The following is a 23,400-nucleotide window of genomic DNA, read 5'->3' as shown; positions in this document are numbered from 1 at the left end:
GGACCGGGTTCGGGACCGGGTTCGGGACCGGGTTCGGGACCGGGTTCGGGACCGGGTTCGGGACCGGGTTCGGGACCGGGTTCGGGACCGGGTTCGGGACCGGGAGCTGGTTGACGTTGGTGTTCTGGTTAACGTTGGTGTTTTGGTTGATGTTGGTGTTTTGGTTGATGTTGGTGTTCTGGTTGACGTTGGTGTTCTGGCTGAAGTTGGTGTTGGCGCTGATCCTGCGCGGCTCCTTGATCACGATGACCTTCGTCACGGCCTTCGGCGATGCCTTGCAGGCCAGAATGCCGCGCTGAGTGCGGACCACACCACTCTTGCAGCGCAGCTTGGTTACATCACTGATCTTGTCCGGCTGCTGTTGTGGCGTCAGAGTCCCGGCGGACACCTCACCTTGCGATGGCGGCGACCCCGAAGAGGCGAAGGCAACGCCCGACGACAGCGCAAGAGATGCCAAGAGTGGTGAACCGACGATCAGGCGCAGGCTCTTCACGCGAGCCGATTTTCTTTTCATGATTCCTCCTCAGAATGTCGCGGCGGTGCATTTCATGCACACAGCCACACACAACAGGCTCAGGACTGCGCTGTAATACCGTTGGTGCGATGTCGGCAGCACCTCGAAACGAGCGAATAACCTCGCACCGAGACCCTCTGACTTGGCGGATATTTCGAGCCGACTCCGCATGAACGGGCGAACAGTCGCCCCCTTAGCACGCAACGGGATTTGCGGCTGACGCCAGCCATCCCATCGCCCCTCCGGACTCGTCCGCATCAGCCTTTTGACAGCGTTACACAGCACAGGAACGGCAACAAGGGATTCCTTATCCCTGGACTGCCACTGCCATGTCGCCGAGGCAAAGAAGCTATTGTAATAAGGGAAACCAATTGCGCCACTCGCGGCCTTCCATAGGCCGGCACGACATATAGGAACCGGGTTCCGCTGATTAGCGCCCACAGGGTGTCGGAATGAAGCGGCATGACTACTCGGCACGGTGGACGTAAGAGGCGGGAGCGAAGCTCATAGGGGCGGAACTTCGGCTGCCAGGCTTATGGGCGCGAATCTCTCGGACGCGGATCTCAACCGCGCCGAGCTCGGGAACGCGAATCTCGCGCACGCGGACCTCACGTTCCCGACCAGCAGGGGCACAAACCTTACGAAGGCGGACCTCGCGGAGGCGGCCCTCGCGCCGACAAGCCGGCAGGTGGCCCCCTGATCCGGGGGCGCGTCCGAGTATGCGTTGCAGAGGCCAGGCGGAAGGGGTTCGCCGAGTTGGCCACCGAGGATGTCGGTGGCCAACTCGGCGACGGCAGGCAGTTCGATGACGTGCCACTCGTTCGCTTCGGCGAGAATGCAGCCGGAGAGGTCGCCTTCGTGCCGGCAGGTCTGTATGACGCAGATCGCCCCGTCTGCTTCGAGGCAGGTCTGGAGTACGACCTGCCACCAGTCCCATGCACGTTTCCGCACGGTCGGGGGGTCGACGCCGGCCATGTCCTTGACCGGGCCGTCGACGATGGCGATGGAGGCATCCCTTGCCGGTAAGGCCGCCGCCTATGCCAGCCGCGGTGAGGCCGCGGTCGTGTCCAGCGATGTCGACCCTGTTGCGGGCCTTGCTGCCGGATTGAGGGGGATGCCGAGTTCGTTGCCCCAGGCGTTGATGGCGTCGCGGATCCAGACTCCGTGCTCGGCGGCGAGGTCGGCTGAGTACGAACCGCGGATGACACGGCGCTGGGCACTTGCGGAGGAACCACAGAGGCCCCACCTGGAGGTGTGCAGCGCAGACACACACAGCTCAACTACTTTGCTGTTGACGACGGTTGGGTGCCGGAGCGCTGCTGTGGCGTGAAGAGTTGGGCCGGGTGTCCGGTCCTCAGGTGCGGTCGAACTCGCCGTCGCGGGCGTTCACCACGAAGGCTCGCCATTCGACCGGGGTGAAGATCAGCGACGGGCTGCCGGGTTTTCCGGCGTTGCGCATCGCGATGAATCCTTCGACAAAGGCGATCTGGACATCGCCCGCGCCCTGACTGCCCGAGTGCCGGTCCGCGTTGCTGAGATCGAGGTCCGACTTGTCCCAGCCCGCAAAGGGCTGCCGGCTGGTGGCGCTCTCGGTCACGTCGGCTCCTCCCGCTTGTCGTCCCCGGCCAAAGCCCAGCCACCGACGGCGGCCTGGGACAGGCCGCGGGCGGGGCTTCCACCGGTCCGGGACGGACCGCGGTCAGCGGGTGGGAGGCTCGGCTCCGACCAGCCACATGGAGAAGAACTGCGCCCCGCCGCCATACGCATGGCCGAGCGCCTTTCGCGCCCCCGTCACCTGGTGCTCGCCCGCCTGTCCCCGTACCTGCAACGCGGCTTCGGCGAAGCGGATCATGCCGGAGGCGCCGATGGGATTGGTGGAGAGCACCCCGCCCGAGGGATTCACGGGCAGATCTCCGTCGAGTTCGGTGACCCCGGACTCGGTGAGCTTCCAGCCCTCGCCCTCGTCGGCGAAGCCGAGGTTCTCCAGCCACATCGGTTCGTACCAGGAGAACGGCACGTACATCTCGACGGCGTCGATCTCCCTTCGGGGGTCGCCGATCCCCGCCTGCCGGTACACATCGGCGGCGCAGTCCTTGCCCGCCTGCGGCGAGACGAAGTCCTTGCCGGCGAAGAGCGTCGGTTCACTGCGCATCGCGCCGCCGTGCACCCAGGCGGGCGGATGCGGCGAACGGTCCGCACCGGCACGGTCGGTGAGGATCATCGCGCAGGCCCCGTCGGAGGACGGGCAGGTCTCCGAGTAGCGGATCGGGTCCCAGAGCATCGGTGCGGACTGGACCTTCTCCAGGGTGATGTCCGGGTCATGGATGTGCGCGTACGGATTCTTGAGCGCGTTGCGACGGTCCTTGTACGCGACGAGGGAGCCGACCGTTTCCGGCGCTCCGGTACGGCGCATGTAGGCCCGGACGTGCGGAGCGAAGAAGCCGCCCGCGCCCGCCAGCAGCGGCTGCTGGAACGGGATGGGAAGCGACAGGCCCCACATGGCGTTTGACTCCGACTGCTTCTCGAAGGCGAGCGTGAGGACGGTACGGTGCACCCTCGCGGACACCAGATTGGCGGCGACGAGTGCAGTGGAGCCGCCGACCGAGCCCGCGGTGTGCACTCTGAGCATCGGTTTGCCGACCGCGCCGAGGGCGTCGGCGAGATAGAGCTCCGGCATCATCAGGCCCTCGAAGAAGTCGGGTGCCTTGCCGATGACGACGGCGTCGATGTCCGCCCAGGTCAGCCCCGCGTCCTCCAGCGCACGGACGGCGGCCTCGCGGACGAGTCCGGCGATGGAGACGTCCCGGCGGGCGGAGACGTGCTTGGTCTGACCGATGCCGACGACGGCCACGGGCTCCTTAGGCATGAGCACTCTCTCCTTCGAGGACGGCGACCAGGTTCTGTTGCAGGCAGGGCCCGGAGGTGGCGTGGGCGAGTGCTCTGTCGGACTCCCCGCGGTGGATACGGGCCGCGGCCTCGCCGAGGCGGATCAGCCCGGCGGCCATGACGGGGTTGGCGGCGAGCGCACCGCCGGACGGGTTGACGGTGACGCTGCCGTCGAGCCCGAGTGCCTTGCGCAGCACCACCTCCTGGGAGGTGAACGGGGCGTGCAACTCGGCGGTGTCCACGGGTCGTTCGAAGACCCCGGCGTGTTCGGCAGCGAGCCGGGTGGACGGCGATTCGGTCAGCCTCCGGACCCCGAGGCTGTGGGGCTCGATGCGGTGGTCGATACCGCGGATCCAGGCGGGACGGGGGCACAGCGCCCGTGCGGTGTCGCCGGCGGCGAGGATCACAGCCGCCGCACCGTCTCCTATCGGCGGGCAGTCACCGGTCCGCAGCGGCTGTACGACGTATTCGCCGGCCGGGACCGGCCCGGCGATCTGGGCGTGCGGGTTGTCCGCGGCGGCGGCGCGGCTGCGGGTGGCGATCGCGGCGAGGGCGGCCTCATCGGTGTCGCCCGCGTCGATCAGCGCCTGCGCCTGAAGTGCGGCAAGTGCGACGGAGTCCGGCCAAAGCGGGCCGACGTAGTACGGGTCGAGCTGGCGGGTGAGGACGTCGCGCACCTCACCGGGCGAGGACTTTCCGTAGGAGTAGACGAGCGCGGTGTCGGCCTCGCCCGTCTGGATCTTCACCCATGCCTCGTACAGCGCCCAGGCGCCGTCCATCTCCACATGGGACTCGGAGATCGGCGGGTGGGCGCCGACGCCGTCGAGGGCCATGGTGAAGGAGAAGGCGCGGCCGGCGAGGTAGTCGCTGGATCCCGAGCAGGTGAAGCCGATGTCGCGTGCCCTGAGGCCGGTCGCGTCGAGGACCTGGTGCAGGACCGGCATGACCATTTCGACTTCGGAGAGTTCGTCGGTGCGCCGCCGATGATCCGTCTGTGCGAAGGCGACGATCGCTACGTCTCGCATCTACAGCAGCTCCTTGTAAGCGTCGTAGGCGGCGTCCGGCTCTCCGGTGGGCCGGTAGTGGTCGGGGTGGCGGCCGCCCTCGGTCCAGACGGGCTCGACCCGCAGACCCATCCGCACCTGGTCGTACGGGATGCCGCCGATCCGCCCGTGCAGGGCGAGGCCTGCGCCGTCTAGGGCGATGTGGGCGTAGACGTACGGGACCTCGATGGCGTCGTTCATGGCGTTCTTGGCCTTGATGTTGACGATGCAGTACGTGGTGACGGTGCCGCGCGGGCCGACCTCGACCTGTTCGGCGGTGGCGACGCCACAGGTGGGGCAGGCGCCGCGGGGCGGGACGTACACCTTGCGGCAGGACAGGCAGCGCTCGCCGACGATGCGCTGCTCGGCGAGGGCATTGAGGTACGCGCTCTGGGCTCGGCCGGGGGTGTATGTGTAGTCGAGGCGGGCCGGGGTGACGATGCCGGTGATGGGGTCGGCGAACTCGCCGCTGTGCGGAGTGCTTTCGGCCGTCGCCTCGCCGTCGTACGGTTCGAAGCAGGCGATGTCCGTGATGGCACCGGTGCGCTGTGGGGCCCAGCGGATCCGGACCCGCATACCGGTGTTCACGGCTTCGGGTCCCGGCGCGTCGAGGACATGGAGCAGGGCTGTGTCGGCCCCGTCCAGCTTGACCAGCACCCAGCCGAACGGGGTGGCCAGGGGCTGGTCGCGGCGCGGGGCCGGGTTCCAGGCCCAGGCGGTGACGGTGCCGGTGGTGGCGACCTCGGTCAGTTCGCGCAGTTCCTCGGCGGTGACGGGGTCGTACTCGACGGGCGGAACCAGGACCTTTCCGTCGCCGGTCCGCACGCCGAGCACGGTCCGTTCGCGCAGCCCGGTGAGGAAGGCGCTCTGGACCGGGCCGAGAGAGCGGGTGAAGGGGAACTCGACCACCAGTGGTGCGCTGAGGACGTCGGGCACGATTGTCTCCTTGGCTTCAGGCGCGCCGGTAGACGGGCGGGCGCTTCTCGGCGAAGGCGCGGGCGCCTTCCTTGGCGTCGGCGGTCGCGAAGACCGGCCAGCCACGCTTCAGTTCGGCGGCGAGCCCGTCGGTCTCGGTCATTTCGGCGGTCTCGTACACGGAGGCCTTGACGGCCTCGACGGCGAGCGGGCCGCAGGCATTGATCCGCTCGGCGACGTCGAGGGCCTGTTCCAGTGCGGTGCCGTCGGGGACGACTCTGCCGATCAGCCCGATGCGGGCCGCTTCGTCGGCGCTGTACGGGCGTCCGGTGAGGAGCATTTCGAGGGCGTGGGTGCGGGCGATCTGGCGGGGCAGCCGCACCGTCGAGCCGCCGATGGGGAACAGTCCGCGTTTGACCTCGAAGAGCCCGAAGGTGGCGCTCGCACCGGCGATACGGATGTCGGTGCCCTGCAGGATCTCGGTTCCGCCCGCCACGCAGTGGCCCTCGACCGCGGCGATGACCGGTTTGCGGGGGCGATGATGACGCAGCATCGCCTTCCAGTGCAGATCGGGGTCGGCGGTCATCCGGTCGCGGTACTGCTCGCCATCCATCCCCTTGCCCGCCAGGGCTTTGAGGTCCATGCCGGCACAGAAGCAGCCGCCCGCGCCGGTGAGGACCACCGAGCGAACGGTGTCGTCCTCGTCCGCCGCCAGCCAGCCGTCGTACAGCCCGACCAGCATCGGCAGCGAGAGTGCGTTCTTCGCCTCCGGCCTGTTCAAGGTGAGCACCAGCGTGGCGCCCTCGCGCTGCACGGTGAGGTGTTCCGTACCACCCATTGCCTGCCTCCCGTCTCAAGACCTAGAACAGGTTGCAGTAGGCGGGGGTCCAGTTCAATAGTTTTCTGACAGTCAGTCAGATTTCTTCGACGGCACCCCTTCCCACTTGTGCCTCCCGGCGCTCTAATGACCGCCGAGCCAGTCAGCATCCGGGGTCAGGAGGAACGGTGGAGTACAACCTTGCCGACCTGTTCGAGTCGGTCGTCGACGCGGTCCCGGAACGCGAGGCGCTCGTCTACCTCGATCACCCCGGTACGGGTGCGGAGCGCCGCCTGACGTACGCGGAGCTGGACGCGGCCGCCAACCGCATCGCCCACCATCTGATCGAGGCGGGCATCACCCCCGGCGAGCATCTGGGGCTGCATCTCTACAACGGAGTCGAGTACCTCCAGACGGTGCTGGCCTGCCTCAAGGCCCGTATCGTCCCTGTCAATGTCAACTATCGTTACGTGGAAGAGGAGTTGGTCTACCTCTACCGTGATGCGGATCTGGCGGCGCTGGTCTTCGACGCCGAGTTCGACGAACGGGTCTCGGCCGCGGCACCGAAGGCCCCGACCCTCCGTCACCTGATCCGGGTGGGGGCACCGGTGGCGCGCGTCCACGGGCCGGACTCCGTGGCGTTCACGGACGCCGAGGCGGCCGGGAGCCCGGAGCGCGGCTTCGCGCCGCGGTCGGCCGGCGACCAGTTCATCATCTACACCGGTGGCACGACCGGAATGCCCAAGGGTGTGATGTGGCGCCAGGAGGACCTCTTCTTCTCCGGCCTCGGCGGCGGTGCGCCGACCGGTGAGCCGGTGAAGACCCCGCAGGAGCTGGCCGAGCGGGTGGCCGCCGGCGGTGACGGGATCACCTTCTTCCCCACTCCCCCACTGATGCACGGCACCTCGACACTCACCGCGTTCATCGGTTTCAACTTCGGGCAGCGGGTCGTGATCCATCGCAAGTTCGTACCCCAGGAGGTGCTCCGTACGATCGAGAAGGAGAAGGTCACCAGCGTGTCCCTGGTGGGCGATGCGATGCTGCGGCCGCTGATCGACGCACTGAAGGGACCGCTGAAGGGCACCGACTGTTCATCGATGTTCTCCATCTCCAGCTCGGGTGCGATCATGTCGGACTCGGTGCGTGCGGAGTTCCAGGCACTGGTGCCGACGGTGATGCTGCTGAACAACTTCGGCTCGTCGGAGTCCGGGTTCAACGGTACGGCAACGGCCGACTCGGGCCCGGAGAAGGGGTTCCGGCTCCAGGTCAACTCCCGTACGGCGGTGGTCGATCCGGCGACCTACGAGCCGGTTGCTCCGGGCGAGCCGGGGCGGATCGCCCAGCGCGGCCATGTGCCGCTCGGGTACTACAACGACCCGCAGAAGACCGCGGAGACGTTCTTCCGCAGGGGCGACGAGCGCTGGGTCCTGCTCGGTGACATGGCGACCGTCGACGCGGACGGCATCGTCACAGTGCTCGGCCGGGGTTCACAGTGCATCAACACCGGGGGCGAGAAGGTGTACCCCGAAGAGGTCGAGCAGGCGCTGAAGGCCCATCCGGATGTGTACGACGCACTGGTCGCCGGGGTGCCCGACGAACGGTGGGGAAATCATGTCGCGGCGGTGGTGCAGCTGCGCGAAGGGGCGGCCGAGCCCTCGCTCGACGACGTCCAGGCGCACTGCAGGACCCGTCTGGCCGGCTACAAGATCCCCCGCCGGCTGGTGATCACCCCACGGATCCAGCGCTCACCGAGCGGCAAGGCCGACTACCGGTGGGCCCGCTCGGTCGTCGCCCCCCGGCGCGGACCCGAGGGCTGAGACCGGAAACCGAGCACCGAAAGCCACCCGGATGGCGCCCGGCCAGGTGCACCCGAGGAACACCTGCACGGGCTCCGGACCGGATCACCCGAGTGCGCCGTCGCGCATCGGCTCCGCACACCGGGTGGTAGCCCCGGACTGAGCCATTCGGGCACGCTGTGTACCCGACCGCTCACCTCTATGTGGCAATAGGGGGAAATCGCCCATAGCGTCGGCTCATGAGGAAACGACACATCATGAGCCTTGTCTCTGTCGCGACCGTCTCGGCCGCGGGACTCGTCGTCTCGGCCGCGGTATTCGGGACGGCAGTTCCGTCCACCACCGTCGCGAGCCCGCGTGTGGTGCACGCCGGCGGGTCGATCCAGAAGGCGGTGAACGCCGCCAAGCCCGGCGACACGGTCGTCGTCATGCCCGGCACGTACCGCGAGACCGTCCTGATCGACAAGAAGGGCCTGACCCTGCGCGGCCTCGGCGGCCGAACCGTCATCAAGCCCCCGACGGGAAAGACGCAGTCCACCGACGCCTGCGCGAAGGCCGGCAGCGGCATCTGCGTCCTGGGCAAGAAGGGTCGGACCGTCGACGGCGTGAGCATCGATTCGCTCACCGTCTCCGGATTCAAGAAGAACGGCGTCTGGGCCTCCTGGACGGACCGGCTGACCGTCCGGCGCGTGACCTCCGAGCACAACGGTGTCTGGGGCATCGCCCAGGAGCGCTCCACCCGCGGCCGGTTCACGGGCAACACCGCCCGCGCCAACGGCGACGCGGGCCTCTTCGTCGCGAACACCGTGGACGAGGAGGGCGGCGCCACCGACACCCGCGGCACCGAGATCCAGGAGAACACACTGGCGGACAACCGGATCGGTTTCACCGCCAGGCGCGTGAGAAACCTGTCGGTCCACGACAACACCTTCACCGGCAACTGCAGCGGTGCCTTCATCGTGGGCGACGAGGGCAAACCGCAGGCCGGAGCCATGACGATCCAGTCCAACCAGATCACCGACAACAACAAGTACTGCGCCAAGACCGAACGCCTGCCCGCCATCCAGGGTTCCGGCATCGTGCTCACCGGCGCCGCGGACACCCAGGTCCGCTCGAACACGATCAGCAACAACGTGGGCGCCACGCCGCTCTCCGGAGGCGTCGTGCTGTTCAAGAGCTTCGTGGGCACGAAGAACACCGGCCACACCATCAGCGCCAATGTCGCGCTCGGCAACAAGCCGGCCGACCTGGCCAACAACGACACGGGCAAGAACAACACCTTCGTCGCCAACGTCTGCAAGAAGTCCACACCGGCCGGGATGTGCTGACCGGTGCACCCCCGCACTAGGAGAAGCGAAACAGCATGACCACTGTGAGTCCCACCCCCACACCGCCCCCCGTACACGCCGCCCTCCCGCACCCCGTCACGCCCCCTCAGCCGGCCATGCAGCTGCGCGAGATCGTCTTCGGGGCGGCCCGCGCGGCCGCCGTGCGCGCCGCGGCCCGGCTGGGTGTCGCCGACGCGCTGGGCGAGACGCCCGCGACCGCAGAGGAGCTCGCGACGCTGGTGAAGACCGAGCCGGTGCCGCTGCGCCGGCTGCTGCGCGCGCTGTCCTGCTACGGGATCTTCTCCGAGACCCCGGACGGATACTTCAGCCACACCGAGATGTCCCGCCTGCTGCGCGAGGACGACCCGAACAGCCTGCGCAACATCTCCCTGTGGTGCACCGAGCCCTGGACCTGGGACGTCTGGCCGCGCCTCGACGAGGCGGTGCGCACCGGCAAGAGCGTCTTCGCGGACGTGCACGGCAAGGGGTTCTTCGACTACCTCCACCAGGACGCCCACGACTCGGCCCAGATCTTCAACCGGGCCATGACCACCTCCAGCATGCAGTCCGCGCTGGATGTCGCCGAACTCCTCGACCTCACCGGGGTGTCCTCGGTCGCCGACATCGGCGGCGGCCAGGGACACGTGCTGGCCAGCCTGCTGGAGAAGCACCCGTCGCTCCGCGGTACTCTGATGGACCTGCCGGGTGTGGTGGCACGGGCCGACGCCCGGCTGCGGGACGAGGGACCGCTCGTCGACCGGACCCGTATCGTGGCCGGGGACTGCCGCGAGGCCATCCCCGTCAAGGCCGATCTCTACATCATCAAGAACATCCTGGAGTGGGACGACGACAGCACGCGCAGGACGTTGCGCAATGTCGTCGCGGCAGCCCGCCCCGGAGCCAGGGTCGTCGTCATCGAGAACCTCGTCGACGACACCCCGTCGATGCGGTTCACCACCGCGATGGACCTGCTGCTGCTCCTCAATGTCGGCGGTGCGAAGCACACCAGGGAGAGCCTGGTGACCCGGATCTCGGATGCCGGGCTGCTGATCGGCAGGGTCGTCCCGGTCAACCCCTACCTCCACGCGTTCGAATGCGTGGTCCCCGACTGATCTCCCTGCCCGGCGAACCCTGCCGGGAACAACGGAAATCGCCCCGGGGCCGGCCAGTCGGCCGGCCCCGGGGCGATTTGCCATCTCAAGCAGTGGTGCCGCGCTCCCACCGGTAGAACTCGTGGGCCATGGCGTCCTTGGGGCCGCGCCAGGTCTTCGGGTCGTACGCGCTCACATATGCGGTGAGCTTGTCGCTGATGTCCTTGAACGCCGGGTGCTCCGTCACCTTGGCGATCTCGGGACCCGGCGGACGGTCCGATTCGATCAGGTGCAGATAGACGTCGCCGAACTGGAAGAGCTTGCGCCTGGTGACTCCGACGAGGTGCGGCAGTTCAGTGCTGTCGGAGGCGGCGAACAGCTCGGCGATGTCCGGCGCCGAACCCGGCGCCATCCGGGCGACGATCAGAGCGTGGTGCATCGTGGGATGCCTTTCTGGTTCCCGGCCCGGCCGCCCGGCCGGGCGGCCGGGCGGCGAGTCGTGGGCGGACGGCTGGTCAGCCGGCAGACACCGAGGCGGTACGGCGCTCCCGGGCGCGCTGCTCGATCTTGTCCCGGATGAGCTCCATCTGGACCTTGGAGTTGCGGTTGATGTTGTCGGTCATCCACGCGTCGTCGACGGGCGCGTCGGGCCGCATCGCGAACTCCTGGGACCAGCGCATCTTCGTACCGCCGGGGACTTCCGAGTACTCCCACCGGATGTTCATGTGCTGGAACGGGCCCGGCTCGACGCGGCGGGCGCGGACCGTGCGTGCGGCGCGGTCGACGGTCCGCTCGGAGACCCAGCTCCAGACCTTGTCGTTCTCGTCGGGGTGCATGGTCAGGCGGAACGTCGTGCTGTCGCCGTCCCGTTCGATGACTTCGACCGCAGCGTACTCACTGAACAGCCGCGGCCAGTTCTCCAGATCATTCGTCACGTCCCAGACGAGGTCCAGGGGGGCGGCGATGGTGATCTCGTTCTCGGTGTGTCCGGACACTTCAGGCTCCAGTCATGAGGGTGGTGTTGACCAGGTCGAGGAATTCCTGGGGGGTCTTGCAGCGGTCGGCATCTGCCGGCAGCGCCCTTCCGTGCCGGTTCTCCAGCACGCCCACGATGCCGAGAAGGCCGAGCGAGTCGAGGCCGAACTCGTCGAAGGCGGACCCGGGGCGCTTCTCCATGTCCCGCGGGTCGACGGTGAGTCCGGCGCCCTTCTTCATCAGGACGGCGAGTTCCGTGTAGGTCAGTCGATCGGTCATGAGGACTTCTCCTTACTCACACTTGGATGTCGGTGGGGCGCCGCAGCACCATCGCCGCGTTCGAGCCCATGAGCCCGCGGCTGAGCACGAGCGCCGTCCGCAGTTCCGCGGGGCGCGCCTGGCCGGTGACCACATCGAGGTCGTGGCACACATCGAATACGTTCGGGGTGGGCGGTATCAGCGCGTTCTCCATGGAGAGCACGGCGGCGGCCACATCCAGCACCGGCGCACCGCAGTAGGCGCGCCCGATGCCGCTCTTGGGCGCCGTCACCGGTACCTGTCGGCCGTGCGCACCGAGTGCGTCCGCGATCGCAAGCGCCTCGGCGCTGTCGGCCGCCGGTACGCCGAGCGCGTCCGCGAAGACGACGTCGATCTCGTCCGGCGCGCAGTCGGCCTCCCGCAGGGCACCGATGATCGCCTGGGCGAGGCCCTCCCGGGACTCCTCCCACCGGGCCGCCCCGGTGAACGTGGCAGCGTGCCCGGCAACTTCGGCCCGGATACGGGCCCCGCGCCGACGGGCCGACTGCTCCTCCTCGACCACCAGCATGGCGCCGCCCTCGGCCGGCACGAAGCCGCATGCGTCCGAGGTGAACGGCCGGTAGGCGCGGGCGGGGTCGTCACGGGTGCTCAGGTCCTCGTACCCGAGCTGGCAGACGACCGAGTAGGGCGCCAGTGGTGCCTCGGCCGCGCCGACCACCACCGCTTCGGTACCGCGGCGGATCGAACGGGCCGCATGCGCCAGCGCATCCAGACCGCCCGCTTCGTCGCTGGCCACAACCGCGCACGGCCCCTTGAAGCCGCCACGGATCGAGATCTGGCCGGTGCTGGCGGCATAGAACCAGGCGATGGACTGGTACGGACCCACGTAGGTGGATCCCTGTCCCCACAGCCGTTGGAGTTCCCGCTGGCCGAACTCGCCGCCACCGGAGCCGGCAGCGGTCACCACACCGATGTCGAAGGGCGAATCCTCGTAGTCGGCGCGGCCGAGCCTGGCGTCGTCCAGCGCGATGTCCGCGGCGGCCATCGCGAAATGCGTGAACCGGTCGGTCTGGACGATGAAGCGCTCTTCGATCAGCTCCGCCGCCTCGAAGCCCCGCACCTCGCCCGCGACCCGCAGCGGAAGCTGCTCGCACCCCTCGCGGGTGACCCGGTCGAGGACGCTGATCCCTTCATGCGTCCTCTTCCAGAAGGCCTCGGTGTTGGTGCCGTTGGGTGCGACGACACCGATACCGGTGACTACGGTGCGCCGCGCTTTACGGGTTTTCATGGTGTCCTCCCACCTGTTCTCGTCAGGGCCACCGCGGATTGGAAGCCGCCGAACCCGCTGCCGACCGAGAGCACGCTGCGCAGCTTCAGGGGACGTGCGGTGCGCGGCACGTAGTCGAGGTCACACTCCGGGTCCGGGCTCTCGTAGTTCGCCGTCGGCGGCACCGTCTGGTGGACCAGGGCGAGTACGCAGGCGGCGATCTCAATGGCCCCGATCGCCCCCAGGGAGTGGCCGACCATGGACTTGATCGAGCTCATCGACACGTCGTAGGCGTGCGCGCCCAGTGCCCGCTTCACGGCGGCCGTCTCGTGCCGGTCGTTCTGCTTGGTGCCCGAGCCGTGCGCGTTGACGTAGTCGATCTGCGAGCCGTCCATGCGGGCGTGGTCGAGGGCTCGGTTGATCGCCTCGGCCATCTCCAGCCCTTCGGGGGTCAGCCCGGTCATGTGGTAGGCATTGCCGAAGGTGGCGTAGCCCGCGATCTCGCAATACACGGTCGCGCCTCGGGCCCGGGCGTGCTCCAGCTCCTCCAGCACGAGCACCGCTCCGCCCTCGCCCATGACGAAGCCGTCGCGGCGCGAATCGAACGGCCGGGAGGCGTGTTCGGGGTCGTCGTTGTTCGCCGAGGTGGCCTTGATCGCGTCGAAGCACGCCACCGTGATCGGGGTGATCGGTGAGTCGGACGCCCCGGCGATGCAGACGTCGACGCGGCCCTCCTCGATGGAGTGGAAGGCGTACCCGATCGCGTCGAGACCGGAGGTGCAGCCCGTGGAGACGGTCTGCACCGGGCCGTGCGCGCCGACCTGTTCGGCCACCGCCGAGGCGAGGGAGCTGGGTGAGAAGGCCCGCTCCAGATGCGGACCGGCCGGCCGGTGGTCGACATCCCAGCGGGCGCCGCTGCCGCTGACGGCGACATAGTCGTGCTCCAGTCGGGTGGTGCCGCCGACCGCGGTGCCCAGCGACACACCCATCCGCCAGGGATCCACCTTCTCCGGGTCGAGCCCCGCGTCACCGAGGGCCTCCCTGGCGGCAACCATCGCGAACTGGACGTACCGGTCCGACTTGGCGACCTGGTCCGCGTCCAGTCCGTGCGCCGCCGGGTCGAAGTCGCACTCGGCGGCGATGCGGGAGCGGAAGCCGGCCGGGTCGAAGAGCGTGATGCCCCGGGTGGCGGTGCGTCCGTTCGCGAGGAGGTCCCAGAAGGCCGGTGCGCCGATGCCGCCGGGGGCCACGACGCCGACACCGGTGACCCCCACGCGGCGGGTCATGAGGCGGCCTCCGTTCGTTCCGGCGGCGCGACGCCCTCGCCGGACTCCGTGCGCTCTGTGTCGACGTGGCCGAGTTCCGGGCGCGGGGCGAGGGGGCCGAGGTGGAAGACCATACGGGCCTCGACGTCGCCCACGTTTCGGAATCGGTGGCGTACATGGGGAGGGATCAGCAGGCCCTGGTCGGGCCGCATCCGGTGCGGTTCGCCGTCCAGATCCACCTCCAGGAGACCGTTCACGACGTACACGAACTCCTCGGAGTACGGGTGGTAGTGCTCGCCGATGCGGTCGCCGGGCTGAACGATGGCCAGCCCCATGAAACCGCTGGTGGCTCCCACGGCCGTCGGCGTGAGCATGGCGCGAAGGTCGCCTCCGCGCCTGCGGTTGGGCTGCGTCTCGCTGAGGTCCACGATGCGTGGCCGGTGCATGGTCATGACTGCTTTCCTCCTGGCGCATTGCGCGTTGTGATGACGGGTTGAGCGAGAACCCCCCAGGGTGCGGATGCGCGATTCAGGAATCCATGGCCTGCCGATCCGTGATCAGGGTCATCTCGGACTCCGTCAGGAAGTGCGGGATACCCTGCTCGGTCGTGGGCACGGCATTCGCGCCGCCGTCGAGGAGGCGTCCGAGCCTGGCCACCTTGCCGGGGCCGTCGATGCCGACCACCTGGGCCGGCTTCGCGTCGATCGGGCCGACCGCTTCGAGGAGGCGGACGACGACGTCGTCGCGTTGGAAGATGGTGCTGCTGTCGATGATGCTCGCCGGGTCGTCGGCCGCCTCCTCGTCATGGCTGGCGAGCAGCCGGGCAAGTGCCATGCCGCAGCCCTCCTTGGCCTGGTAGAAGAGTGCGTGTCGGCGGATGTCCTCGGCCTTGTGCCGGCCCGCGGTCACGTGGTGGACCGTCGGGAGTGCCGCTCGGGTGAAGAACATCCGGGCGGAGTCCGGGTCGCCGAGGTCCCGGTCCTGCTCCAGGTACGGGTTGATGGCCTCTTCGACGGCCCTGACCTCGGGCTGCCGGGCGACGTGCCGCAGGGCCGCTAGGAGGTCGCCCTCGACCTCGACCGCCCGTACGACGCGGTTTCCGTGCATGAAGAGCGAAGTGCGGCGCAGTCGGGTGCCTTCGTCGACACGGGCTTTCGGGGACTCGTAATCGGCCAGGATCTTCGCCACGATGTCCTCTGTGCCCGGCTTGACGGTGAAGGTGAGCGCGTGGCGCACCACCCCGTCGCCCAGCCGAGGTGACGCCTGCAGGCGGCCCTTGGCCGCATCGGGCGCCAGCTCGAACGCCTTGCCGGTCTCCCGCAGGACGCTGAAGCGCAGCGAACGGGTGTCGCGTACGCAGCTGTGCAGCGGCTGGACCGTCGCGACGTGCTCTTCGCTGTTCACCCAGGCGAGGAACGGCGGTGCGCTCTCCCACTCGCTGGTGATCAGCCACTGGGAGGGGTTCTCGATGGACTGGCACAGCTGGTCGCTGATGTGCCCGGGGACGGATGCCACCTGATTGCGCAGGTGCTCATACGCCTCCAGGAACTGCTTCTGGGCCCCTTCGTACAGGTCCAGCAGCAGAACGACACGCAACCTGGAACCGTCGAAGGCGGACTGGGAGATCCGTTCCGAGAGGGTGGTGGTCATCTTTCGATCTCCTTCGAGACAGTTTCGTGGTCACGCCGGATGGCATGCCGTCAACCGTCGGTTGGCGAGTGGATTCGGAGCGGGGACTCTCCCGGCGGACGTCGTCGGTCCGCCCCGTGACCGCGGGCATCGTCTCCGTGACCGATCGTGAAACGCTGGTCCGGGTGGCGCGAGATTTATGAACCGTTCAGGTGAGCGACCGTCCGAACCGCTCCGACAAGGGCATTGAACAATGCATCCGAACAGCGTCCGAGCTGGAGCAACTGATGAACGAGAACGTCGACCTCCGCGTACCGGTCCTCATCGTGGGCGGCTCCCTGGTGGGCCTGTCCGCCTCACTTTTCCTCGGCCGGCTCGGCATCGAGCATCTGCTGGTCGAGAAGCACCGATCCACCTCGACACATCCTCGCGGACGCGGCAACAACGTGCGCACGATGGAAATCTTCCGCACGGCGGGCGCCGAGCAGGGCATCCGGGAGGCGGCCGAGGTCCTCGCCGACAACCACGGCATTCTGCAAGCCGGCTCGCTCACCGGGGACGACCAGAAGTGGCTGTTCAAGGAGATCGACCCGGGTGGCGGACTCGCCCGTTTCAGCCCGGCCGGCTGGTGTCTGTGCAGCCAGAACGATCTGGAACCCGTGCTGGTGAAACTGGCCCGTGAACAGGGCGGGGACCTGCGGTTCTCCACCGAGATGCAGAGCTTCGACCAGAACGGGTCGGAAGTGGACGCGGCACTGAAGAACCGGGAGACCGGAGAGCACATCAGTGTGCGCGCGGACTACCTCATCGCGGCCGACGGGCCGCGCAGCCCCATCCGTGAGCAGCTGCACATCGACCGGACCGGGCCGGGCGATCTCTTCCACAACGTGAGCATCACCTTCCGCTCCCGGCAGCTCGCCGATGTAGTGGGTGACCGACGCTTCATCGTCTGCTATCTGACCAACCCCGCAGCGGACGGGGCCCTGTTGCCGGTGGACAACAGGACGGAGTGGGTGTTCCACGCGCCGTGGCAGCCCCAACTGGGCGAAACCCTGGAGGACTTCACCGACGAGCGGTGTGCCGAGCACATCCGTACGGCGGTCGGCGCTGCGGACATCGACATCGAGATCACCGGCAAGGCCCCGTGGCACGCCGCGGAGCGGGTCGCCGAGCGGTACGCGTCCGGCAGGGTCTTCCTCGCCGGGGACTCGGCCCATGAGATGTCCCCAACCGGGGCGTTCGGCTCCAACACCGGCATCCAGGACGCGCACAACCTGGCCTGGAAGCTCGCCACGGTACTCAGGGGCGAGGCGGGCCCGGGTCTACTGGACACATACGAGGCGGAGCGGCTGCCGGTGGCTCAGGCGACGAGCGCGCGGGCCTCGGCGCGCTCCAGCGAGCACAGCCACCCGGGATACGCGGCGGCGCCGGGCGTGGGCGGCGGGAAGCAGGGCGGCATGCTCACCGTGGCACTGGGCTACCGCTATGTCCGCGGCGCCGTGCTGGGTGCCGATCCGCAGCAGCCCGTGGTGCCGCAGGGAATGCAGCTGAACGGTCGACCCGGCAGTCGAGCACCCCATCTGTGGGTCCGTCAGGCCGGTGATCGCAAGTCCACTCTGGATCTGTACGAGCGCACCCTCGTGCTGCTCACCGACGGTGAGGACGTGACGTGGCGGCGGGCGGCGGCACGGGTCGCCGCCCGCCTTTCGCTACAGCTCCAGGCGTACGGCATCGGCCCGGGAGCCGATCTGGAGCCGGAGAACGGGGCCGACTGGGCCGAGATCCACGGCACGACGCCCGAAGGCGCCGTGCTGGTGCGTCCCGACGGCTTCGTGGCCTGGCGGTCGACGGGTTCCGCGGCCGACGCCGAGGCCACCCTCCACGAGGTCCTGACCACCCTGCTGCACCGGACCTGACCCTGTCGGCGAGCGCCCGGGGAATGCGTCAGACCAGACCGAACGACCGCAGCTCCGTGAGGAATTCGTCCGGCCTTTCGGTGTGCACGAGGTGTCCGGCCTCGATGGTGACGAAGCGGCCACGGGGTATCCGTCCCGCCATCCAGACCAGCTTGTCCTGGGCGATCTGGCTGGCGGGGCCGCCACCGATGACGAGGGTCGGGGCGGTGATCTCGCCGAGGCGTTCCCGGCCGGCCGGGTCCGGTTCGTTCAGCTGGGCGTTGGTCGACGGCACCACGGACCAGTCGAAGTCCAGTTCCTCGTCGGGCCGTTCGACGGGGCCTCGCGGCGGGTCGAGCGGGAACGGCGGCGGGACCTCCTCCAGGACGAGCCGGCCGATCAGTCCGGGCTCCTGCTCGGCGAGCAGATAGGCGGCAGCGGCGCCCATGGAGTGTCCGACCACGGTGGCGCCTGCCAGGTTCCGGGCCTCCAGGAAAGCGTGCAGATCGTCCCGGAACAGCTCGAAGGAGTAGCGGCCGGGCCAGTCGCTGAGGCCGTGCCCACGGAAGTCGAATGCGTACACCCGGTGTTCGGCGGCCAGGCGTTCGGCGATCTCGGTCCAGGTCCTGCTGTCGCCGCCGCGACCATGGACGAGCACGACCGGCGGCGCCGACGGATCCCCCCATACCCGGTAGGCAAGCCGTGTGCCACCGGCCTGCACGCTGAGCACTTCCGGATCGAGGAAGGCGTTGACCGTACGGACGAAGGCACCCGGATCGTCCAGCCATGGGAAGTGCGCCGCGCCGCGTTGCACGACGAACTCGGCGTTCGGGAAGAGCGCCACCAGTTCGGCGGCGCGGTCCGGGGTCGGTCCCGCGTCGTACTCCCCCGCGAGGACGAGTACTGGTGCGGCGACCGCCGCCAGTGCGGCGTTCGTGGCGGCCGGGTCGAAGACGCCTTCCTGGTAATAGACCGTTGCGGCCTCGGAGTTGGTCTGTCCGGGTGCTGCCGCGGCATGGGCCCGGGTGGCGTCGTCCCAGCGTCCGTAGGCGAACGGTGCGACAGCGGCGCGGACCTGGTCAAAGGCGCGACCCGCGAGAAAGTCGTCCAAAGCGGCCCGGGCTTCCGCGTACCACGGTTCGTCACACCGGAGTTCACTCGCCTCGCACCAGTCCTGGCCGGTGACGTCGATGCCCACCGCCCGGGTGCCGGGGGTGACGAGCGTGAGCGTACGCAGCCGCTCCGGGTATCGGGCAGCGTAGAGCGCGGCCAGGTTGGCGGAAGCGGAGTGGGCGAGCAGGTCGATGCGTTCCTCGCCGAGATGTTCGCGCAGCGCCTCGACGTCGTCGACCAGCCGGTCGCAGCGGTACGTCGACGGGTCGTCCGGCACCGCGGAGTCCCCGGTGCCGCGCAGATCCGGCACCACGAGCCGGCGTCGGGCGGAGAGTCCGCCGAGGTCCCCCAGGTACGCACCGGCCCGCATCGGCCCGCCGGGCAGACAGATCAGCGGTGCGCCCTTCCCCAGAAGGCGGTAGGCGAGTTCGGTCCCGTCGTATGCGTGGAAGGTCGGCATGCACGCCATCCAAACAGGGCCGGCCGGGTGGCGCGGCCGTGTTCGGTATGAGCGAAGCCGTGATCCCGATGGGCTGCGTCGCCCCTCTTGCCATGTGGCGGAAGATCCTGAATTACTACTACCGAAAGATCGACCGAATGATCGGTCGCCTGCACGGAAGAGGGAGATCCGGATGACGGCTCTGCTGGACGCTGCGGAACGACTGGGCCGCGAGGAGCTGGAGGCACTCCAGTTGAAGCGGTTGCGGGCCACGCTGCACCACGCGTACAAGAACGTCGGCCACTACCGGAGCGCGTTCGACAAGGCCGGTCTGCACCCGGACGACTGCCGTACGCTCGCCGATCTCGCCCGCTTCCCCTTCACGACCAAGGCGGATCTGCGGGACAACTACCCCTTCGGCATGTTCGCCGTCCCCGAGGACCGCGTACGGAGGATCCATGCGTCCAGCGGGACGACGGGCCGTCCCACCGTCGTCGGTTACACCCAGCGGGACCTGGATACCTGGGCGGACGTGGTCGCCCGCTCGATCCGGGCCGCCGGCGGCCGTCCCGGGCACAAGGTCCATGTGGCTTACGGGTACGGGCTGTTCACCGGCGGCCTGGGGGCGCACTACGGGGCGGAACGGCTCGGCTGTACGGTCATCCCGGCGTCCGGTGGCATGACGGCCCGCCAGGTACAGCTGATCCAGGACTTCCGGCCCGAGATCATCATGGTGACGCCGTCGTACATGCTGACGCTCCTCGACGAGTTCGAGCGGCAGGGCGTCGATCCGCGGGCGACCTCCCTGAAGGTCGGGATCTTCGGTGCCGAGCCGTGGACGGAGGAGATGCGGCGCGAGATCGAGGAACGGTTCGCGATCCACGCGGTCGACATCTACGGTCTTTCGGAGGTGATGGGGCCCGGTGTCGCGCAGGAGTGCGTGGAGACCAAGGACGGGCTGCACATCTGGGAGGACCACTTCTATCCGGAGGTCGTCGATCCGTTCACCGGCGAGGTGCTGCCTCCGGGCGAGGAGGGCGAGCTGGTCTTCACCTCGCTCACCAAGGAGGCCATGCCGGTGATCCGCTATCGGACGAGGGACCTGACCCGGCTGCTGCCGGGCACGGCGCGGGTGTTCCGGCGGATGGAAAAGGTGACCGGACGCAGCGACGATCTGGTGATCCTGCGCGGGGTGAATCTCTTCCCCACCCAGATCGAGGAGATTGTGCTGCGCACGCCGGGGGTGGCGCCGCACTTCCAGCTGCGGCTGACCCGCGAGGGCCGCCTCGACGCACTGACCGTACGGGCGGAGGCACGGGCCGGGGCGACACCGGAGCAGCGGGCGGCCGCCGCGGAGTCGATCACGGCGGCCGTCAAGGACGGGATCGGGGTGTCGGTCGGGGTCGAGATCGTCGATCCCGAGACGCTGGAGAGGTCGGTCGGCAAGTTCAGGCGGATCGTGGACGAGCGCGGGGAGCGTTAGGCCTCTCTTTCGGCCCTTCCCGGGCTCGTGTTCGGGCCTTTCCGGGCTCGTGCGGCCGTTCGCTCCAGTCGTGTGATTCCACTTGGAGCCTGCGGCTGCGGGCTCCTCAGCCTTACGAACCGGCGATGGTGCAGGCGAGCTCGCCGTCCCGGGCGTCGCAGACGACTGTGTCGCCGGGGTTGAGTGTCCCGTCGAGCAGCATGTTCGACAGCCGGTTGTCCAGCTCGGACTGAATCGTGCGGCGCAGCGGCCGGGCGCCGAACTCGGGCTGGTAGCCGAGGTTGGCCAGCAACTCCTTGGCCGTCTCGGTGACTTCCAGGTTGATCTTCTGCGCGTGCAGTCTGCGGCGGCTGCGCTCCAGCAGCAGGTCGACGATCCGGATCAGGTCCTTCCGGGTCAGGGCGTGGAAGACGACGATCTCATCGATCCTGTTGAGGAATTCGGGCCGGAAATGCGCCCGCAGCTCGGCCATGAGGTCGTCCCTGATCTCGTCCACCGAGCCCGAGTGGTCCAGGATGTGCTTCGACGCGATGTTGCTGGTCATGATGATCACGGTGTTGCGGAAGTCGACCGTGCGGCCCTGCGCGTCCGTGAGCCGCCCGTCGTCCATGACCTGGAGCAGCAGATTGAAGACGTCCGGGTGGGCCTTCTCCACCTCGTCAAAGAGCAGGACGCTGTAGGGCTTGCGGCGTACCGCCTCGGTGAGCTGTCCGGCCTCCTCGTAGCCAATATATCCGGGCGGGGATCCCACAAGCCGGGAGACGGTGTGCTTCTCCTGGAACTCACTCATGTCGAAGCGGACCATCCGGTCCTCCTCGCCGAACAGCAACTCCGCGACTGCCTTGGCGAGTTCGGTCTTGCCGACGCCGGTGGGGCCGAGGAAGAGGAAGCTGCCGGTGGGACGGCCGGGGTCGCCCATGCCCGCCCGGCCACGACGCACGGCCTGGGCCACGGCGGTGACCGCCTCGTCCTGGCCGATCACGCGCTTGTGGAGCGCCTCTTCGAGCTTCATCAGCCGCTCGCGCTCGGTCTCGGTGAGCTGTGAGACGGGGATACCGGTGCGCCTGGACAGCACTTCGGCAATGTCTTCGGCAGTGACGTCGCCGACCTCGGCCCGTTCCCCACCGAGATCGGCGAGCCGGCTCTCCGTCTCCTGGATGAGCGATTTGATCTCGGCCGCACGCTCGAAGTCCTCGTTGCCGACCGCTTGGTCCTTCTCCCGGTTCAGCATGGTGAGCCGGTCCTTGAGGTCGGCGGCCTCGGTGCTGCCGCCCACACCGCGCAGCGCCACCCTTGCCCCCGCCTGGTCGATGAGGTCGATGGCCTTGTCCGGCAGGAAACGGTCGGTGACGTAGCGGTCGGACAGCGCGGCTGCGGCGTCGATGGCCTCGTCGGTGATGCGCACCTGGTGATGCGCCTCGTACGAGTCGCGCAGCCCCCGCAGGATCTCGACGGTCTCGTCCACGGTCGGCTCGCGCACCATCACGGGCTGGAAGCGGCGTTCGAGGGCGGCGTCCTTCTCGATGTTCTTGCGGTACTCGTCGATGGTGGTCGCGCCGACGAGACTGAGATCTCCGCGGGCCAGCGCGGGCTTGAGAATGTTCCCGGCGTCCATGGCGCCTTCGCCTCCGCTCCCGGCGCCGACCACGGTGTGCAGCTCGTCGATGAACAGGATGATGTTCTTCTCCGCAGCGGTGACCTCGTCGATCACCTTCTTGAGCCGCTCCTCGAATTCGCCGCGGTACTTGGAGCCTGCGACGAGTCCGGCCATGTCGAGTGAGACGACCCGCCTGTCCTGCAGGGCCTTGGGCACGTCACCGGAGACGATCCGCTGTGCAAGCCCCTCCACGATGGCGGTCTTGCCGACGCCGGGATCGCCGATGAGCACGGGATTGTTCTTGGACCGGCGGGAGAGGATCTCCACTGTCTGCTCGATCTCGTCGGCCCGGCCGACCACAGGATCGAGTCGCCCGCTGCGGGCCTCCTCGGTCAGGTCCCGCCCGTAGTCGTCAAGGGTCGGGGTGCTGCTGTGGCCGCCGGTCGCGGGCTGCCGGCCGCCGAAGCCCTCGCGCAACGTCTGCGGGGAAGTCCCCTCGGAGCGCAGCATCTGCGCGGCACCGAAACTCGGGTCCTCCAGCAGCGCGCTGAGGATGTGCTCGGGGCCGATGTACGACGCGCCGCTTGCCTGGGACCGAGCGTGAGCTGCCAGCAGAGCCCGTTTCGCGGCAGGCGTCAGGGCGGGCTCCCCGTTCCCGCTGCCCGAGGGCAGCACCTCCTGCAGGTCCGCCGCCAGCTTGTCCGGATCGACGCCGGCCCGTTCCAGCATGCCGCGGGCCGGCGCCACCTGAGTGGCGGCCCACAGCAGATGTTCGGTGTCCAGGTCGGATCCGTCCCCGGCGGCCCGGCCGCCGGCAGCCGCCAGCAGCTCGTGCGAGGAGTCGCTGAGGAGGCGGCCGATGGGCACGCGTTGCACGGCCGGCGGAGAGGCCGCCGGACTCATGCCGAAGAAGCGGTTGAAGAGGTCGGAGAACGGGTCGTCCGACCCGAAGGGGGAAGTCGTCACAGTGATCACCGATCCGGCGCGGGCTGCCGCGGGCTCCGCACGACCGCGCGCCCCCTGCTGTCGTCGCTTGCCCGAACACACCCAGTCTTCGCCACGCCGGACCATCATGCGACCGGAGGAAAT

At 68.7% G+C, this 23,400-nt stretch carries 21 protein-coding genes; 6 read left to right on the top strand and 15 right to left on the bottom strand.

What is annotated here, in order from left to right:
* The coding region (locus tag IEZ15_RS18540; RefSeq protein WP_229845955.1) for a hypothetical protein at positions 1-514 on the bottom strand (514 nt) is incomplete at its 3' end.
* 535 nt (positions 515-1,049) lie between these two features.
* Between IEZ15_RS18540 and IEZ15_RS47060 the strand changes: the two genes are divergently transcribed.
* Complete coding sequence (locus IEZ15_RS47060; protein ID WP_189278151.1) at positions 1,050-1,214, top strand: pentapeptide repeat-containing protein; 165 nt, start codon at positions 1,050-1,052, stop codon at positions 1,212-1,214.
* 654 nt (positions 1,215-1,868) lie between these two features.
* Here the strand turns inward: IEZ15_RS47060 and IEZ15_RS18530 are convergent.
* The 5 genes from IEZ15_RS18530 to IEZ15_RS18510 all read right to left on the bottom strand — a co-directional run bounded on the left by IEZ15_RS18530 (position 1,869) and on the right by IEZ15_RS18510 (position 6,196).
* Positions 1,869-2,111 (bottom strand): DUF397 domain-containing protein, encoded by a 243-nt coding sequence (locus tag IEZ15_RS18530; protein ID WP_189278149.1) that lies wholly within the window; start codon positions 2,109-2,111, stop codon positions 1,869-1,871.
* Positions 2,112-2,213: 102 nt separating this feature from the next.
* Positions 2,214-3,380 carry a thiolase family protein gene (locus tag IEZ15_RS18525; protein WP_114242766.1) on the bottom strand — a complete coding sequence of 389 codons (1,167 nt, stop codon included), beginning with the start codon at positions 3,378-3,380 and terminating at the stop codon, positions 2,214-2,216.
* Positions 3,373-4,425, bottom strand: coding sequence for a thiolase family protein (locus IEZ15_RS18520; protein WP_189278147.1), 1,053 nt, complete (start codon positions 4,423-4,425; stop codon positions 3,373-3,375). Before IEZ15_RS18520 ends, IEZ15_RS18525 begins: the two co-directional genes overlap by 8 nt.
* Positions 4,426-5,379 carry a Zn-ribbon domain-containing OB-fold protein gene (locus tag IEZ15_RS18515; RefSeq protein WP_189278145.1) on the bottom strand — a complete coding sequence of 318 codons (954 nt, stop codon included), beginning with the start codon at positions 5,377-5,379 and terminating at the stop codon, positions 4,426-4,428.
* A 16-nt stretch (positions 5,380-5,395) separates the two neighbouring features.
* On the bottom strand, positions 5,396-6,196 hold the full coding sequence (locus IEZ15_RS18510) for a crotonase/enoyl-CoA hydratase family protein (RefSeq protein ID WP_093897920.1): 801 nt from the start codon (positions 6,194-6,196) through the stop codon (positions 5,396-5,398).
* A 167-nt stretch (positions 6,197-6,363) separates the two neighbouring features.
* Between IEZ15_RS18510 and IEZ15_RS18505 the strand changes: the two genes are divergently transcribed.
* From IEZ15_RS18505 to IEZ15_RS18495, 3 genes are all read left to right on the top strand, one after another.
* Complete coding sequence (locus IEZ15_RS18505; protein WP_189278143.1) at positions 6,364-7,992, top strand: acyl-CoA synthetase; 1,629 nt, start codon at positions 6,364-6,366, stop codon at positions 7,990-7,992.
* A gap of 218 nt (positions 7,993-8,210) precedes the next feature.
* On the top strand, positions 8,211-9,299 hold the full coding sequence (locus IEZ15_RS18500) for a right-handed parallel beta-helix repeat-containing protein (RefSeq protein WP_189278141.1): 1,089 nt from the start codon (positions 8,211-8,213) through the stop codon (positions 9,297-9,299).
* Positions 9,300-9,334: 35 nt separating this feature from the next.
* Positions 9,335-10,411: a methyltransferase gene (locus IEZ15_RS18495; RefSeq protein ID WP_114242772.1), complete on the top strand. Its 1,077-nt coding sequence runs from the start codon at positions 9,335-9,337 to the stop codon at positions 10,409-10,411.
* Positions 10,412-10,496: 85 nt separating this feature from the next.
* Here the strand turns inward: IEZ15_RS18495 and IEZ15_RS18490 are convergent, their stop codons facing one another.
* From IEZ15_RS18490 to IEZ15_RS18460, 7 genes are all read right to left on the bottom strand, one after another.
* On the bottom strand, positions 10,497-10,829 hold the full coding sequence (locus IEZ15_RS18490; RefSeq protein WP_114242773.1) for a TcmI family type II polyketide cyclase: 333 nt from the start codon (positions 10,827-10,829) through the stop codon (positions 10,497-10,499).
* A gap of 76 nt (positions 10,830-10,905) precedes the next feature.
* Complete coding sequence (locus tag IEZ15_RS18485; RefSeq protein WP_114242774.1) at positions 10,906-11,385, bottom strand: SRPBCC family protein; 480 nt, start codon at positions 11,383-11,385, stop codon at positions 10,906-10,908.
* 1 nt (position 11,386) lies between these two features.
* Entirely contained in the window at positions 11,387-11,644 is a 258-nt protein-coding gene (locus IEZ15_RS18480) for an acyl carrier protein (protein ID WP_093897914.1), read from the bottom strand.
* 16 nt (positions 11,645-11,660) lie between these two features.
* Positions 11,661-12,911, bottom strand: a complete 1,251-nt coding sequence (locus tag IEZ15_RS18475) for a ketosynthase chain-length factor (protein WP_189278139.1) — start codon at positions 12,909-12,911, stop codon at positions 11,661-11,663.
* Positions 12,908-14,176, bottom strand: a complete 1,269-nt coding sequence (locus IEZ15_RS18470) for a beta-ketoacyl-[acyl-carrier-protein] synthase family protein (protein WP_189278137.1) — start codon at positions 14,174-14,176, stop codon at positions 12,908-12,910. Before IEZ15_RS18470 ends, IEZ15_RS18475 begins: the two co-directional genes overlap by 4 nt.
* Positions 14,173-14,607 carry a cupin domain-containing protein gene (locus IEZ15_RS18465; protein ID WP_114242777.1) on the bottom strand — a complete coding sequence of 145 codons (435 nt, stop codon included), beginning with the start codon at positions 14,605-14,607 and terminating at the stop codon, positions 14,173-14,175. The genes IEZ15_RS18470 and IEZ15_RS18465 overlap by 4 nt, the downstream gene beginning before the upstream one ends.
* Positions 14,608-14,683: 76 nt before the next feature.
* Positions 14,684-15,805, bottom strand: coding sequence for a SchA/CurD-like domain-containing protein (locus IEZ15_RS18460; RefSeq protein ID WP_189278136.1), 1,122 nt, complete (start codon positions 15,803-15,805; stop codon positions 14,684-14,686).
* Between the two features lie 266 nt (positions 15,806-16,071).
* On the opposite strand from IEZ15_RS18460, the gene IEZ15_RS18455 reads away from it, so the two are divergent.
* Entirely contained in the window at positions 16,072-17,700 is a 1,629-nt protein-coding gene (locus IEZ15_RS18455; protein WP_189278134.1) for an FAD-dependent oxidoreductase, read from the top strand.
* Between the two features lie 28 nt (positions 17,701-17,728).
* On the opposite strand, the gene IEZ15_RS18450 is transcribed toward IEZ15_RS18455, so the two are convergent.
* Positions 17,729-19,252: an alpha/beta fold hydrolase gene (locus IEZ15_RS18450; protein ID WP_189278132.1), complete on the bottom strand. Its 1,524-nt coding sequence runs from the start codon at positions 19,250-19,252 to the stop codon at positions 17,729-17,731.
* A gap of 172 nt (positions 19,253-19,424) precedes the next feature.
* On the opposite strand from IEZ15_RS18450, the gene paaK reads away from it, so the two are divergent.
* Positions 19,425-20,714, top strand: a complete 1,290-nt coding sequence (paaK, locus tag IEZ15_RS18445) for a phenylacetate--CoA ligase PaaK (RefSeq protein WP_114242780.1) — start codon at positions 19,425-19,427, stop codon at positions 20,712-20,714.
* 112 nt (positions 20,715-20,826) lie between these two features.
* Here the strand turns inward: paaK and IEZ15_RS18440 are convergent, their stop codons facing one another.
* Entirely contained in the window at positions 20,827-23,277 is a 2,451-nt protein-coding gene (locus IEZ15_RS18440) for an ATP-dependent Clp protease ATP-binding subunit (RefSeq protein WP_189278130.1), read from the bottom strand.
* Between the last annotated feature and the right edge of the window lie 123 nt (positions 23,278-23,400).

This window comes from Streptomyces atratus (assembly GCF_014648655.1).
Classification (GTDB): domain Bacteria; phylum Actinomycetota; class Actinomycetes; order Streptomycetales; family Streptomycetaceae; genus Streptomyces; species Streptomyces atratus.
Note: the sequence above shows the minus strand (reverse complement) of the source record. Positions and strands in the feature narration are given on the sequence as shown.

Bases quoted from the DNA above. Each gene is read 5' to 3' on its own strand.
- IEZ15_RS47060 (WP_189278151.1), top strand. From the start codon at position 1,050: ATGGGCGCGAATCTCTCGGACGCGGATCTCAACCGCGCCGAGCTCGGG.
- IEZ15_RS18525 (WP_114242766.1), bottom strand. From the start codon at position 3,380: ATGCCTAAGGAGCCCGTGGCCGTCGTCGGCATCGGTCAGACCAAGCAC.
- IEZ15_RS18520 (WP_189278147.1), bottom strand. From the start codon at position 4,425: ATGCGAGACGTAGCGATCGTCGCCTTCGCACAGACGGATCATCGGCGG.
- IEZ15_RS18510 (WP_093897920.1), bottom strand. From the start codon at position 6,196: ATGGGTGGTACGGAACACCTCACCGTGCAGCGCGAGGGCGCCACGCTG.
- IEZ15_RS18500 (WP_189278141.1), top strand. From the start codon at position 8,211: ATGAGGAAACGACACATCATGAGCCTTGTCTCTGTCGCGACCGTCTCG.
- IEZ15_RS18495 (WP_114242772.1), top strand. From the start codon at position 9,335: ATGACCACTGTGAGTCCCACCCCCACACCGCCCCCCGTACACGCCGCC.
- IEZ15_RS18490 (WP_114242773.1), bottom strand. From the start codon at position 10,829: ATGCACCACGCTCTGATCGTCGCCCGGATGGCGCCGGGTTCGGCGCCG.
- IEZ15_RS18480 (WP_093897914.1), bottom strand. From the start codon at position 11,644: ATGACCGATCGACTGACCTACACGGAACTCGCCGTCCTGATGAAGAAG.
- IEZ15_RS18475 (WP_189278139.1), bottom strand. From the start codon at position 12,911: ATGAAAACCCGTAAAGCGCGGCGCACCGTAGTCACCGGTATCGGTGTC.
- IEZ15_RS18470 (WP_189278137.1), bottom strand. From the start codon at position 14,176: ATGACCCGCCGCGTGGGGGTCACCGGTGTCGGCGTCGTGGCCCCCGGC.
- IEZ15_RS18465 (WP_114242777.1), bottom strand. From the start codon at position 14,607: ATGACCATGCACCGGCCACGCATCGTGGACCTCAGCGAGACGCAGCCC.
- IEZ15_RS18460 (WP_189278136.1), bottom strand. From the start codon at position 15,805: ATGACCACCACCCTCTCGGAACGGATCTCCCAGTCCGCCTTCGACGGT.
- IEZ15_RS18455 (WP_189278134.1), top strand. From the start codon at position 16,072: ATGAACGAGAACGTCGACCTCCGCGTACCGGTCCTCATCGTGGGCGGC.
- IEZ15_RS18450 (WP_189278132.1), bottom strand. From the start codon at position 19,252: ATGCCGACCTTCCACGCATACGACGGGACCGAACTCGCCTACCGCCTT.
- paaK (WP_114242780.1), top strand. From the start codon at position 19,425: ATGACGGCTCTGCTGGACGCTGCGGAACGACTGGGCCGCGAGGAGCTG.